At 46.2% G+C, this 13,017-nt stretch carries 12 protein-coding genes, 1 tRNA gene and 1 pseudogene; 6 read left to right on the top strand and 8 right to left on the bottom strand.

Annotated features, from left to right (window positions below):
* Positions 1 to 420: 420 nt before the first annotated feature.
* The 3 genes from ACWHX8_RS20010 to ACWHX8_RS20020 all read right to left on the bottom strand — a co-directional run bounded on the left by ACWHX8_RS20010 (position 421) and on the right by ACWHX8_RS20020 (position 2,164).
* On the bottom strand, positions 421 to 1,584 hold the full coding sequence (locus ACWHX8_RS20010; protein ID WP_447969897.1) for a hypothetical protein: 1,164 nt from the start codon (positions 1,582 to 1,584) through the stop codon (positions 421 to 423).
* 28 nt (positions 1,585 to 1,612) lie between these two features.
* Entirely contained in the window at positions 1,613 to 1,813 is a 201-nt protein-coding gene (locus tag ACWHX8_RS20015; protein WP_447969898.1) for a hypothetical protein, read from the bottom strand.
* Between the two features lie 156 nt (positions 1,814 to 1,969).
* Positions 1,970 to 2,164, bottom strand: a complete 195-nt coding sequence (locus tag ACWHX8_RS20020; protein ID WP_447969899.1) for a helix-turn-helix domain-containing protein — start codon at positions 2,162 to 2,164, stop codon at positions 1,970 to 1,972.
* Between the two features lie 192 nt (positions 2,165 to 2,356).
* Between ACWHX8_RS20020 and ACWHX8_RS20025 the strand changes: the two genes are divergently transcribed.
* Both ACWHX8_RS20025 and ACWHX8_RS20030 read left to right on the top strand, forming a co-directional pair.
* Positions 2,357 to 3,061 (top strand): hypothetical protein, encoded by a 705-nt coding sequence (locus ACWHX8_RS20025; protein ID WP_447969900.1) that lies wholly within the window; start codon positions 2,357 to 2,359, stop codon positions 3,059 to 3,061.
* 648 nt (positions 3,062 to 3,709) lie between these two features.
* Positions 3,710 to 4,252 (top strand): annotated as a pseudogene (locus tag ACWHX8_RS20030) (tyrosine-type recombinase/integrase); the annotation flags it as partial.
* Positions 4,253 to 4,385: 133 nt separating this feature from the next.
* Here ACWHX8_RS20030 and ACWHX8_RS20035 read toward each other — a convergent pair.
* Positions 4,386 to 4,461, bottom strand: a tRNA-Arg gene (locus ACWHX8_RS20035).
* A gap of 634 nt (positions 4,462 to 5,095) precedes the next feature.
* On the opposite strand from ACWHX8_RS20035, the gene ACWHX8_RS20040 reads away from it, so the two are divergent.
* The 4 genes from ACWHX8_RS20040 (at position 5,096) to ACWHX8_RS20055 (ending at position 7,935) form a co-directional block, all read left to right on the top strand.
* Positions 5,096 to 5,341, top strand: a complete 246-nt coding sequence (locus tag ACWHX8_RS20040; RefSeq protein ID WP_447969901.1) for a type II toxin-antitoxin system VapC family toxin — start codon at positions 5,096 to 5,098, stop codon at positions 5,339 to 5,341.
* Positions 5,342 to 5,347: 6 nt separating this feature from the next.
* Complete coding sequence (locus ACWHX8_RS20045; RefSeq protein WP_447969902.1) at positions 5,348 to 5,566, top strand: prevent-host-death protein; 219 nt, start codon at positions 5,348 to 5,350, stop codon at positions 5,564 to 5,566.
* 440 nt (positions 5,567 to 6,006) lie between these two features.
* Positions 6,007 to 6,699: a YIP1 family protein gene (locus tag ACWHX8_RS20050; protein ID WP_447969903.1), complete on the top strand. Its 693-nt coding sequence runs from the start codon at positions 6,007 to 6,009 to the stop codon at positions 6,697 to 6,699.
* Positions 6,700 to 7,107: 408 nt separating this feature from the next.
* The gene (locus tag ACWHX8_RS20055; RefSeq protein WP_447969904.1) at positions 7,108 to 7,935 is read left to right on the top strand and encodes a hypothetical protein; all 828 of its coding nucleotides are present in this window, start codon (positions 7,108 to 7,110) and stop codon (positions 7,933 to 7,935) included.
* A 173-nt stretch (positions 7,936 to 8,108) separates the two neighbouring features.
* Here ACWHX8_RS20055 and ACWHX8_RS20060 read toward each other — a convergent pair whose 3' ends face one another.
* The 4 genes from ACWHX8_RS20060 to ACWHX8_RS20075 form a co-directional block, all read right to left on the bottom strand.
* Entirely contained in the window at positions 8,109 to 8,549 is a 441-nt protein-coding gene (locus tag ACWHX8_RS20060; RefSeq protein WP_447969905.1) for a hypothetical protein, read from the bottom strand.
* A 33-nt stretch (positions 8,550 to 8,582) separates the two neighbouring features.
* On the bottom strand, positions 8,583 to 9,578 hold the full coding sequence (locus ACWHX8_RS20065; RefSeq protein ID WP_447969906.1) for an RluA family pseudouridine synthase: 996 nt from the start codon (positions 9,576 to 9,578) through the stop codon (positions 8,583 to 8,585).
* Positions 9,579 to 10,421: 843 nt separating this feature from the next.
* The gene (locus tag ACWHX8_RS20070; protein WP_447969907.1) at positions 10,422 to 11,576 is read right to left on the bottom strand and encodes a sugar-transfer associated ATP-grasp domain-containing protein; all 1,155 of its coding nucleotides are present in this window, start codon (positions 11,574 to 11,576) and stop codon (positions 10,422 to 10,424) included.
* A gap of 46 nt (positions 11,577 to 11,622) precedes the next feature.
* The gene (locus ACWHX8_RS20075) at positions 11,623 to 12,666 is read right to left on the bottom strand and encodes a GNAT family N-acetyltransferase (RefSeq protein WP_447969908.1); all 1,044 of its coding nucleotides are present in this window, start codon (positions 12,664 to 12,666) and stop codon (positions 11,623 to 11,625) included.
* Positions 12,667 to 13,017 lie beyond the last annotated feature (351 nt).

Genomic DNA, 13,017 nt, shown 5'->3' on the forward strand with positions numbered 1-13,017 from the left:
ACTTTTTAAAATCAGACCAATCTCCTCGCAAAAATGCTTGATCACAACTAGTTAAATGGGCTCTCACGCTTTCAAGGCCAGGATCCTCTAATTCAAGCCCCCGCGTAGCGTTCGCAATTTCTTTCCAGTGTTTTTCCCAGTCCGGTATGGGAGTCCCGAGCCTTTCTCGGCTCTTTCCAATCTTTTCAACAAATCTTCTACAAAGCTCTTCGTTACTTAGCATGGGCCCAGCCTCCTCCAAATTCTGTATGCCCGGGTATTGATCCGCCACACTGCCACATGACTTGTTAACATTGGTGATTTCTTAGTTTTTATAACGCCACACTCAATTCATTGTAGCAGCTCGAAAAACTCTGTAATGCCGCTCCTGCACTGCAATGTGGCAGTGTGGCGGATACATTGGGGGAATAAGGAATAAGGTTAGTGTTCATATCGTTCTCGCCAATCTGTTACCCAAGCCGCCGTTATGTCATATCCGCGAATCACCTCAGTGTCCATACGTCTTTTAGTTGGGTAAAGCTCAAAATATTTTATAAAATTTGCCAATTTTCTTGATGTGTCTATCCATTCTAATTCATCACAGTGTATACACATTTCTAGTAGATTTGTTGTCCTCAGAAAAACAGACGGATTCCCATTTAGATGAGGTTCAACCATTTTCAAGAATGCTCGTAATTGTCGTTCACGACTCGAGGGTTGTCGTTTTGCTGCAATGAGTTTTAATCCTTTTAATAGTCTAGAAAGGATAAATTCATATCCTTCTAGTTCACAATCTTTCAAATTGTCAGTACGTTCAATGTCAGCCAGCTGAGCAAGAATGAATAATGGCTCTGAGATATCCTGAAATCGAGCCTCATAAGCTTTCAACACATCTAGCTCATAAGGTATTTCTTGATACGACTGTTCTATGGAACTAAATCGCTCATCAACCCACCTTTGACAGTTTTCTCTCCAACCACGGGCTTGCTCCTCAAACTTTCTCTCGTTAAACCGTTGACTTCTGTTTTTTTCACGCTTCATCTGAATATGAAAAGCTCGATCAGCCAGCGTGTCTGCCAGTGACTCAATCCCAGCGAGTGCCTTTGGCCCATACACAGGAAATTCTTTAACTTGAAATTCACGTCCCACAACTCTTGCGACAACGCCATCTTTTTGAAATCCTGCATTCAGAATTGCTTGGATATCACCGGCTTTTTCCTTGTCCTGATTTCGTAGCTTGTCGACCTCATCTAACAGCAGAACATTTTTTTGAATTCGAAACAGGACTGCCGGTGAGACATTGGTATAGATAGAAGGCTTTCCAGAACAGAATAGGCGAAGAATGGAAAGCAAACGGGTTTTCCCGCAACCTGGGGTTGAGGAACGTAGCGCAAGATACCCACAGTAAGAAAAAGCATGAAAGGAGTAAGTTTGTACCACCCATAGGGCGCAGAGGGTAGCAAAGGTAGGGTCAGGAAAGTTTATGTAAGTCGTAAGGACGCATTCTAACTCTTCTATAAGATCTGACAAAGAGGGCAACTCGTTCTTCTTTTCCTCTGGGCCCTGACTTTTAGACGTTTGAATGCCAGCAGGCTCCATCGTCATGCTTCCTCATTCCGGAAAATTCGTTAGACTATTTTTTAAGATTTCGCGCATTCATCTCTCTTTCAATGGCTTCCAATCTTCCGCTAAACCATGATGGTGCTTTCGTGCCATACAGCATGCGAATTTTTATGCGCTCCTTCTCCTCACGTAACTGCGTCGTTGTCATCTCTGCCAAATCATCATGATGGAAACGCAACCACTCCTCTTGTGTATCAAAAGGATCAGGCACAGGAAACATTCTTTCCCACATCAGATTACTTAATCGATGCCTTTTGATTTGCCCTTTCGTATTCATAGAAATTCTAGGACAGGAAAAATTATTAGAAACTATATGCAGAATCTATCTGAAAACTTAATTGATGAAGATTTTCCAATCTGAATCCTGTCAAGACGGAATCCTCGCAGAAAACCCATCGTTCAGAATCTTTCGTACGGATGACTCTGGAATTCGAACCGCACGCCGTGTCGGCCTTACCACATCAATTCTTTTTTCATAAATCATCCGTCGAATTGTGGAAACACGAAGTCCAAGGACCTGGGACACTTCCTCACAGGTCATGAGCTTGTCGAGATCTTTCATGTGAGCCTCCTATATCGGTTGTGATGGAATTTGACATTCAGACACCGCTTATCATAGAGTCATTACATTCATTAATATAGTACGTTATCGTAGCCAATGAACAAGTATCTCTTAATATTATTAGTATGTCAATACAGTATGAACAAACCCTTGCCCCTGTGAATTTGGAACCAGTAAATTACGAAGAAGCCTATGACAAAAGCTGAAAAGAAATTTTGGGAAGAAATTAAGAAGGCCTCATCGAGAATTGGATGGACTGATGAATCGGCTTTGATATGGTTGCTGCGATTTGCTCAAACCGATGTCAGCACACTGTCTGAAGGACAGTGGTTAGACCTGAAGTCTGAGTTGGAAGTCTTTTTTTATTGCGGTCGGCCATCATCTGACCGTGACCTGGCCGACCAAGACTTTTTTGAATATCCTGCCAGGGAGACTGAAAGAACGTGGTCTCCGTTTATTAAACAAACTTCCGGAGTCGTGCCTGAAATTCAAAAGACACTTCTGCAGGCCTTGCAAGCGTTGGTGAACGAAGGAGAGGTCCGTTTCCCCCCAATTAAGATCACGCCCATTATTAAACGAGAAAGTCCAATCGGAAAACCCTTGGTCCTTCCATCCCATGGTAAAGACCCACATGATTTTTTCCTTTTTCATGCCATCCAGCTGTTGGAGGTGTTCAAAAAAAATATTCACGCATGCAATGAATGCCATCGGTTCTTTTTGGGTTATCGATTTCAACAGAATTTTTGCTCACCACCCTGTCAAAATCGTGTGAATCAGAGAAAAGTTCGTGAACGAAGGGCAAAACAGGGGAAACCGAACAAAATAGTCTTGAAGCCTGGGAAGCTTGTTCCAGCTAAGCAACCGGCTTCATTATCCACAAAGGGGTCACTACGTTGATTGTGAAACCTTCCCCCCTTTTCCTTTGTGGCTTAAAAGGTGTGCTGACAAAAGCAATATTTGATTTTTTATGATTTAGGAGTATTTAGGCCCTCTCAAATAAGAATAATTAAACAAAAAAGGTCAAAACTCTGAAGCTAAGCGAAAAATTCACCACAAAGTGTGGAGTTTTGTCGCGTAAAGGGTAATTTCTAGCCGCGTTATTTAAGAGAAGATTAGATGGCACGCAAAGACGGAAAAGATCGAGGAGTTGTGTTTAAGGGCGGCAAGTGGTGGGTACGAGTGTATCCTGGAGGACGGGAAAAATGGTTTTTAGCCGACAATAAAACCCAGGCCAAAGCCCTCTATGGCAGATTAAAAGCTGAAATACGTGAGAAAAGATATTTTCCTGAACAATTTGAAGAGAAAAAAGATATTACACTGGGTGCGTGGATTGATCGGTATCTGGAAGGATCAACCAATCGTAATAAAAAAAATGAGTGTATCCATGGTCGGTTTTGGAAGTCTCGATTAGGAACTCGTACATTACGACAAATTTCAATCGAAAATTGTCGCCACATGCAAGCCAAACTCTATTCTGAAGGTCAGTGGAGCCCCGCAACCATTAACCGATATATGGCATTCTTGCGCCGAGTATTAATGGTAGCGATGAAGGAAGGAAATCTCGAGGTAAACCCTGTGAGCTCAGTCAAATTTTTTCCAGAGGAAAATCGAACACGGTTTTTGACTGATCAAGAACTGCTCAACCTCCACCATCATTTAGACCCAGATGATTGGAAGGTCGTGGCGTTTGCTCTGGAAACCGGCTTACGTCGAGCCGAGCAATTTAACCTCCGATGGAGTCATATCTCGTTCGAGGCCACGATGCTGACCATTCCATTGTCTAAAAGTGGACGGACTCGCCATGTTCCCTTGACAGTGGAAGCGCTGACGATACTACGATCGATGAATTCTTTACTCCATTCTCCCTTTGTGTTTTCTGGCCTGAAGAACCCACTACACCCCATGGACAGTCGGGCTTTCCTCAGACGCGCATTTGAGCCAGCGTTAAAAAAAGCCGGGATTCAAGAAGCATCTTGGCATACCTTGCGTCATACGACGGCATCTCGCCTGGCCATGAATGGCGTGCCCATCCGAACCATTCAAGAAATACTGGGACATCGAGATATTAATACCACTCTCAGATATGCGCATCTATCGCCAGGACATATCAAAGAATCTATTGAGAGGGGAAGTTTAGGAAACTTGGGAATTGGAACCGGGAGTAAAACCGGGAGTAACTTACTCGAGGTGAAGAGCGATCACTCACAAGTGCTTGATTTATTGGCGCGCCCGGAGAGACTCGAACTCCCAACCCTCGGTTCCGAAGACCGATGCTCTATCCATTGAGCTACGGGCGCGTGGCCATCCTTTATACATTCCTCAACTCAACCCGTCAACCGAGACTTCGTACTATACTCACCAGTGGTTGATGCCTGATAAAGAGTTAACCCGCCTTCGAAAGCGGCGAGATCCGTCGATCTCCTATTTCCTCACCACCAGTAGATAGAATAAGGTTCGTCATCTTTGGACTATAAACAAGCATCTTGATCTCTTTTCCTCACTAAAAAATCCTAGCTTTAGAAGGCCCCTTATGAAGCATTCAACTTGCCCCTTGATATAACATGGGTCTGTTGAAAAAAGCCGCCAGCGGCGTTCTCGCCATTTTGCCGTGCTCACGTATAACCAGTACGCTCCGCGCGTTAAAATGGCTGTGGCCTTGCTGGACGGACTTTTTTGAACCGACCCGAGGCTTCTGGCATCCAACACGTGCTCAAGGAATATTGCAGCTCGATATCAGCATTACTCAACACTCTCAACATTAGACTTTATTCTATGCGTATTTGGGTTTTCTCGAAGCGGTGACTGATGTTGTTCCTTGTTGGACATGTGTCCGCCTCCAACTGGTTTTCATGGAAAGATTGAGAGATGTCTTAGGATTATATACTTAACATGGTAAAGTTACGTAGGAAGACTTGACAAACATCAACAGCCATGTTGAAACAAAAGCAGCTTACGCTTAAGGAAGTATTGTTGGCGTTCGAGGTTATCAGGACGATTCCTGTCCGGTTGGTATCTGCCGATATTCGGCATGCCGTAAAATTAGCTGCCGAATATAATATTTATGCCTATGATGCGTACTTTTTACAGTGTGCGTTGTACTTGTCATGTCCACTCCTCACACTAGATAAACGTATGAAGCAAGTTGCCAACGATCTCAAGATCGAAGTATTGGAGTAAAAGAACATGAAGGTATTTACGTATTCGGAAGCACGGCAAAATTTTTCAAAAATATTACATATAGCAAGGAAAGAAGAAGTGGAAATTCGTCGAAAAGACGGCACGGTTTTTTCTCTTGTTTCAAAACGAGAAAAAGATACGTCTCCTTTTGATGTGCCCGGGGTGAAAACGAAAGTCACGACCCAGGATATCCTGCGGGCCGTCAGAGAATCGAGAGTTGGCTGACAAGGCAACGCTAGCGGGCAGGAAAAAGCATTATCCCAAAATTCTGGAGGGTTTCGCGAATGAGTTATAGCCGTTTCAGTACAATCAACCAATGACCAAGAGCATATTTATACGTACCACCAGTCCCCGCCTCCTGACCCCTATACCACATTCCTTTTCGATAAGTTCTGGTGCATATTAGTTGCCCACCCTCAATAAGCAATAGATTCATTGAGCTACGGGCACGGCGCCCATCTTTTATGTCTGCCTCAATCTAACCGTCAACCAACGATGTTCTTCTTCATCCCACAATCCTCGTGCGAGCAAAGGCAAGCTCTGTTACACGACTAGTTTCCCAGTACAAAGCAATGATCACGGGTAGGAAGGCAAAATTGACGCCCCCTCAAAGCGCAGAGTAAGGTAGGCCATTCATCAAAACAGCGCGAGAGGAACGTATTGTTATGTCTGAGACGAGCCCACAAGAAAATCCACCCTTGGCAACTGCCATTCTGCAAGATGTTCGGACCATTCTCACCAATCCTGCAGGCTTCTATCGCCGCATGCCGAAAGCGGGAGGATTTGGCGATCCGGTCACCTTTGTCCTGGTCATAGCCGTCGTGACCGCCGTGGCGATGGCGGTGTTTTCCCTCTTCGGGCTTGGAACCGTTGGCGAGGCGATGGCCGTGGGATTCGGTGGAATTATTTTTCTTCCTATCATGGCGTTGGCCTTGAGTTTTCTTGGCGCAGGGATTGTGTTTGTCGTGTGGAAAATCATCGGTTCACAAGAACCGTTTGAGGTGGCGTATCGGTGCATGGCCTATGCTTCAGCTTTATACCCCATTTCCATTGTCGCCAGCATGATTCCGTATCTCGGCTCGATTCTTGGCATCGCCTGGTGGACTTACCTCATGATTGTGGCCACCACCGAAGTGCATCGTCTCCCTCAAAAAACAGCATATGTCGTGTTTGGAATTTTAGGTGTTTTCTTTATCACAACGAATCTCAGCAGTGAGATTGTGGTGCGGCGCATGGCTTCCGAGCTAGAAAATGCCGGTGGCAATCTCCAACAATTGGAAAAAATGCAGCTGGATGGAGTAGGGAATATGCGCGGAGAACCTGCGACTGGACTGGAAAAGACATTAGGAGAAAAGTAGCGCCGATTGCAGCAACGTGTTTGTTTTTTAAGCGTAAGCGATCGATCCACTTTTTTCTCAACAAAGTCTCGATCATGCATCCCATGCCGGAGCCCTGCCGCTCCTCTCTCTTGCCTGCGAATTTATACGCCTACAGCCGATTCAATTATCGCGACACTAAATACCTCCCTTTCGAATGCACATCATGTGTACAGCGCAGAAACATGCATCGTACAGACGAACATCTATTCGAGCCGCACTCAATAATTTCCGTATCCGTAAAGCGTGTGATCACATGTTGAACGTCTGCATGGCTGGACTAAATACCTCTTGGGATTCGCAAGAAACCTCTTGCAATCCTATGCTATTTCGTTAGGATACACCTGAAATACTGTCTTGGCTTTCCTAATCTGTCAATGAGGTGAACTGATGATTGGACGAATTGATGGGTTTGACCATTTACTTGATGAAGGCTTTGCCGAACTTCGCTTTCGCTTGAAAGATCGAGTGCGGGAAGGACGGATTTCACGCGAACAGGCTGCCGATTTCCTGCCGCTTATCCGAGATCTGAATTTCCCGGCCCTCATGATGTTTTTGGCTAAAGGAACCGGCTCAAAAATCGGCGACAAAAGCAAAAAAATCTCATCATTTGATATTGGCGACTCCAAAGCCATTCGAGCCGCACTCAAACGCCTTCCGTTACCGGCAGGCTTGAAGCCTTCAGAAGCGCAACAGGTTATTGACCTGCTTCTTACCGGACAGTTCGTCGGCGATGTCGCTGATGCGACGGCGGCGGCGCTTCACCTTATTCCCAATCTCCCACTTTCCGCCGTCCGAGATATCCGTTCGCTGCCACGGCTTCCCATTCGACTCATCATTGCCATTAAACGAGACCTCTCCACAGTCCCGAAGCGCATCCGGCTCGTGACAAAAGACCTTCTGGACAACGGCACACTCGACCGGCAGCCCGTCATTTTGAAGAACACGGTGAAGGTGATTTTTCAACAGGCGGCTCCTTTTCAAATTGCCCAAACCCTTCATACTCTTTTAGGGAATGACACGATACGGTTGGCGATTATCCTCTATGCCAGATCCGAAGGCATTCACCTCAGTCAGAAAGAACTCGATGCCGTTCAGGATGCCCTCGATCCGAATGATCCCGATTTGGGTGCCCTTATTGTTCCCGCGTTTGAACGATTTCGAAAGGACGTTGGCCTATCAAATGCGTTGAAGATGTTGGAGCGGCTGGTGTTATGAAGAGAAAACTGTCTCTCGTGAATCGTCGTTCGTATCTCGCAAAAAACTGAAGGATTTCCCCCACGAAATACGAGTGACGAGATACGCGTTTCGAGCGAGACATTCCACTACAAGCGACAAGTCGGGAGAGCCAGTGCTGGAAGATTTTCATCGACCGCTAGAAGAAACGGGTACTAATAGGAGGTAGGGGGAGGAAGGTCGACTTCCGGCTTGTTGGCTTCCGGTAACAGCTTGTGGAGGCGACGATAGAGATCTTGAATCCGTTGCTGCCCGGCTTGCGTCGTTTCGATTTTTTTGTCTTTGTGAATCTCGATTAATTGTTCCACCGCTTGCTGAAGTGGAGGAACCGCATTAAAGACTTTCCCGGTTTCAAACGCTTCCAGTGAGTCAATGAAAAGAGGGCTCAGACTCTTAAAGGTCGCCCCGGCTCCATCACGAAAGCGATAGACAATATCTTCATACGACTCCACGGCCTCTTCCGTTGGGCGGATGCCTCCGGGAATCGACATAAACGACTGGGCTGGAACTTTTGCCGAAAACGTGGCGAGTGCGGCTACGAGTTCACCTAAAATATCTACAACTTGTGAGGATTCGAGTTCTTTCGGTTTTTCCATTTTCAACACATCCCTTGATTCTATCGTCTATCGTTACGTATCGATCCGATCAGTCGAACAACGGTCTTCCGAAGCCGTGGCGTTTCGCAGACCTTCCATCACCTCAACTATATCCAGAGGCAATGGGGCTTGCAAGAGCAATTCTTTTTCGGTTGTTGGATGAACAAAGCCCAAGACCTTGGCATGCAGCATCACACGGGGAACCGTGACGTCGTCCACCGCCATCACTTTTTTCCCACCGTACGTCACATCGCCGAGAATAGGGCAATTCAAGGAATTGAGATGCACTCGCAGTTGATGCGTCCGGCCCGTACCGGGAATTAATTCCAAGTAACTGGCACACTTCCCAAACCGCTCGAGGACCCGGTACATGGTCAATGATGCTTTGGGGCGTGTCGTTCGGCTTGAAAACTTCTTTCGATCCTTCGTGTCACGCCCAATCGCAAGTTCAATCCGACCATGATTGGCCTTGGGTTTTCCCCACACAACGGCCTCATACACGCGCTTAATGTTATGCAGTTTGAATTGCGCCGCAAGCGATCGATGCGCCTGATCGTGCTTGGCGACAACCATCACTCCGGTCGTGTCTTTATCCAATCGATGGACAAGTCCAGGACGTTCCTTGCCGCCAATATTCGAAAGGCCACCCTCACTCTCAACCATATGATGTAATAGCGCATTGACTAACGTCCCGCTCCAATGCCCGGGGGCAGGATGAACGACGAGCCCTGCTGGTTTATTAATGACGAGTAACGAATCATCCTCATACATCACTTCGACGGGAATATTTTCAGGCTGGATATCTATGGGTTCCGGCCGGGGAACGGTGAGGACAATGCGATCACCCGGCTTGATCTTGTGACTCGGTTTGACTACTTGCCCATCAACGGTGATATGACTCTCAAGTATCAGACGTTGAAGGGCGGTTCGTGAGAAATACGGGTCTCGATTGGCAAGAAAATGATCAAGCCGCTTTGTTGACTCGCCAGGAGTCACAATAATTTCCGTTCGCGTTTCAACGTGCGGCATGACAATTCCCTTTAAATACTGAAATCAACATTTCGTGTAGTACGATCAGAGCAGAAGCATTTTATTCTAGAGTGTTTTCTATGAACATCACTGAAGCTCAATGTGCTGAATCACGACTGCCTTTACCCATTGTCTCTAAACACCAGAAAAAATTTCAGAACAATTCTAGAGAGCATTCTACTAGGCTAGCCTCCATCCGTCATCTATAAGCTTCGTCAATACACTTCATGATCAGACAATAACCACGTTCTCTAGCTTTCTAACTTTTTCTCAGTACCTATGATCTGACGCCTGCAGGCTCTAGCCGTGCCACGACTCTTTCATATAGTTGACATGTGTTCTTGCGTTTGACCAGGCATGTGCATTCCGTGAGAAAGAATGAGGTTTCGCTAGAGTCCGTTGAGTGAACGCCTCGCATACTGGGCGGGCTTGTTTGAGTGCAGCGAGTTTGCCCGCCCCACCACTATAGCGAATCCAACTCATTTCCAGTTAATTATTAAAACTGCCACAACGTCAAACTACGCCTCAGTCATCGGACGTTCCGTGAAACGGCTATAGGGGTTCAGCTCATCCGATGAGCCTGGCCTGGGCGTTCATGGTTTTGGGTCCTTTTGCCGAAACAAAAGGGCCTCGGCTGCCGGGACGAACCCCGGCTGAGAGCAAAAACCTAGGACGATAAGAAATGCATACGATGAATGAGGGAATGGGAATGGGCCAAGTTCTTAAGACAAAGCTCTTCTGACACTATTTGTAAGCAGGATCTATTTATCCAAGCAATGGAGAGAAAGCGCGAGACAGCAGGTACTGAACGAATCAAATGGTGTACAAAAAAGAAAGGACCGTTTATGCCCCAGAGGAACCCTGTTGTTCTCGCATCGTCCGTTGAACGATCGATGCGATTTCTTGACGAAATACGGCATGATCTTCAAGCGCTCTATGGACTTCCGGTGACAAAAACCCTTTGCCTGAAGCATGTTGGAGAAGATCTAAATTTCCGCGGAAGTTCACTTCTAAGAGTAGCGGGCCTGTGTCAGCAATCGCGACATCAAAATGCAGCAACCGCAATCCAGGGAGAAGACGGGCAGCAGTAAGACACAGATCTTCCGCCTTGGCCCAGTCAGGAATCCTCAGCGGCATGAGATCTATCCCGGTATCAGGATGTATGGAAATCTCGGTGAACTCTCCATCAGCGCCGTGACCAATCACTCTGTAAACATCGCCGGTTTTGACATCGACTGAAGCCAACAAATTCCCTGTGCGACCATGTTGAAAATTGTCAATAATATTACTCCCAGTTGGTATTTTCCAGACCGCGCGGCATAACTGAGGACCTTGCTTTGTGATGATCACCACGACACGCATTGTCGACGATCGTGCTCCACATCGACTTGCGAGATCAGGGTGAGGCTTGAACACATCCTGAAAAATTTGCCCGCCGGATAATGTGGTTTCTAAGCTCCCGATAAATTCAGCGAGGGTAGACTGCGTGCCATTGGCAAATACAACCGACTCATCCTCCGAATGATAGGCAGATAGATAGTGCGCACCTCGCCCAAAATTTCCATGACTTGGTTTGACAAAAATAGGGTAGACATCCTGATTTTTGAGATAGGTCGCCAATGTGTCCTGCGAGGCAAATGTTGGTATCCCTTTAATAAATCGGCCATGCATATCAAAAATCGCCTGGATACGAGGATAGGGAATTCCAGCTCCCTCCATAAACGTGTAAAACACAATCTTGTCAAGAGACAGTCCGCCCCATTCAACTTTATTGAACGTATTATTAATGAACGATTCACGACTCCATCCAATAAACTCCTGTTTTGCGAGCTCGTCGAACCGCTGGTCATCGAATAGCCCATAGTCAAAGTATTCCGAAGGACCAATCTTCCCAGGAGACCGATGCAGGCGAGCCATTTCAATCGCTTGAGCAAGAAGCCCTTTCCCACTTAGACTCTTTGCCTGTCGAGCACGCGCTAAGATTGCTGAAAAATTCATTCAGACCTCCGTGAATCCATTGTTTCCCTAAGCACGACCAGAAGAATTACCCAGGCACAGAAGTTTCTTCCGGCCTTCCTCCAAAGACATTTTTCGCAAGGACAACGCTCATGTGACGAAAATAGTTAATGTGATACATCGTCCGAAAATCATTGGTCCATCTATCGGTCCATCCTTCATTCACACGCCCATAGGTTTCTACGCAAGCGATCTTCGTATCCCTGAACAATCTCTTTAAAATTTCATATTGAAGAATATACCCAGGCGAGAGATGACGATAGGTTTCATCATAGGCCATCTTTAAAAATACGATCATCCCATTTCGTCGAAGACAGATTTTCTGAGCAACCGTTTTGTCATTGAACCGCAAACTGTAAATCTCGCCTTCGCCAGCCAGGCACATCTTTTCCAACAAATGTCGATAGAACTTACCTTGGATATTCTCGGACGTGACAGCCGTTCCCTCTCGTCCTTTCCAGCCCGATTCCTCCAGATTGCCATAGTGTTGAATACATCGCTGCATGTCTTCCGGCGCCCGATGGACATCGATAGACACACCAATACCTTCACGCTCCAGTCGCCGCAACCGCTTTCTCACAGTCGACCGTACATCGTTTTTCCGTGCCTCCCAATACCTTTCGAAGTCTCCCTCTATGTGAATCCGTGCCGTCTTCATATAACTTTTCATTTCGACAGTCTGATGGGTTTCCAACGTATGAAAATGACCAAAGCTCGGGTCTTGTTGCGTCACACCTAATCCCAAGGCATACCCGGGAAGACTTGTGAGAATACCTCGCATTTGCGCTTCAATATTCGCTGGATTTCCAAGCAGGATCGGCCCAATCGGTGCCTGAGACGGTTGAAACGTACTCCACATGCCTAACCCGACATTCTCGACCAGCACCATACCCGGGTATTCACGGCTCTCGGAAATTCCCAACAATGTCTTTTCATTAGAAAAAAATTGAACGAGCGCTCCCCAAAATTTCGAATCAAGTAACACATGGTTATCAATTGTCGCATTCAGCTTGTCCCACTGCTCCTGGTAGCGTTCGAATACTTCCTGCCCTTTATAGAATGTCCAATTCATGAATCGTTAACAAAGAAGAAAGAATGGGGCCGAATGAAGAAAAACTGACAGTGCCAGCTCCAATTACGAGAAAATATTTTTTGAAGGCGGCTCTTGAAACAACCAATATCTCTTTAATCTATTTGATCGACTAAAATTTTGAAAAAGTTGAGGACTTTCTGGTGAGAGCCAACTCCATTCCTGAGACTGTCTGAACGTGAACGTATTTGAATTGGCTATAATTGCTGGAAGAGGTTGTGTGGATACGAAGAAGTGGGGATGAGAATTTCTTAGACCAGAATATGTGGAGGCGACATTTTATAAGGCCACTAGCTGCATCCTTGCCAAAAATGGCTGTATAGATTCAACCTA

Source organism: Nitrospira sp. M1, from assembly GCF_965152605.1.

Bases quoted from the DNA above. Each gene is read 5' to 3' on its own strand.
- ACWHX8_RS20040 (WP_447969901.1), top strand. From the start codon at position 5,096: ATGTTGAAACAAAAGCAGCTTACGCTTAAGGAAGTATTGTTGGCGTTC.
- ACWHX8_RS20025 (WP_447969900.1), top strand. From the start codon at position 2,357: ATGACAAAAGCTGAAAAGAAATTTTGGGAAGAAATTAAGAAGGCCTCA.
- ACWHX8_RS20055 (WP_447969904.1), top strand. From the start codon at position 7,108: ATGATTGGACGAATTGATGGGTTTGACCATTTACTTGATGAAGGCTTT.
- ACWHX8_RS20020 (WP_447969899.1), bottom strand. From the start codon at position 2,164: ATGAAAGATCTCGACAAGCTCATGACCTGTGAGGAAGTGTCCCAGGTC.
- ACWHX8_RS20075 (WP_447969908.1), bottom strand. From the start codon at position 12,666: ATGAATTGGACATTCTATAAAGGGCAGGAAGTATTCGAACGCTACCAG.
- ACWHX8_RS20045 (WP_447969902.1), top strand. From the start codon at position 5,348: ATGAAGGTATTTACGTATTCGGAAGCACGGCAAAATTTTTCAAAAATA.
- ACWHX8_RS20010 (WP_447969897.1), bottom strand. From the start codon at position 1,584: ATGACGATGGAGCCTGCTGGCATTCAAACGTCTAAAAGTCAGGGCCCA.
- ACWHX8_RS20065 (WP_447969906.1), bottom strand. From the start codon at position 9,578: ATGCCGCACGTTGAAACGCGAACGGAAATTATTGTGACTCCTGGCGAG.
- ACWHX8_RS20050 (WP_447969903.1), top strand. From the start codon at position 6,007: ATGTCTGAGACGAGCCCACAAGAAAATCCACCCTTGGCAACTGCCATT.
- ACWHX8_RS20070 (WP_447969907.1), bottom strand. From the start codon at position 11,576: ATGAATTTTTCAGCAATCTTAGCGCGTGCTCGACAGGCAAAGAGTCTA.
- ACWHX8_RS20060 (WP_447969905.1), bottom strand. From the start codon at position 8,549: ATGGAAAAACCGAAAGAACTCGAATCCTCACAAGTTGTAGATATTTTA.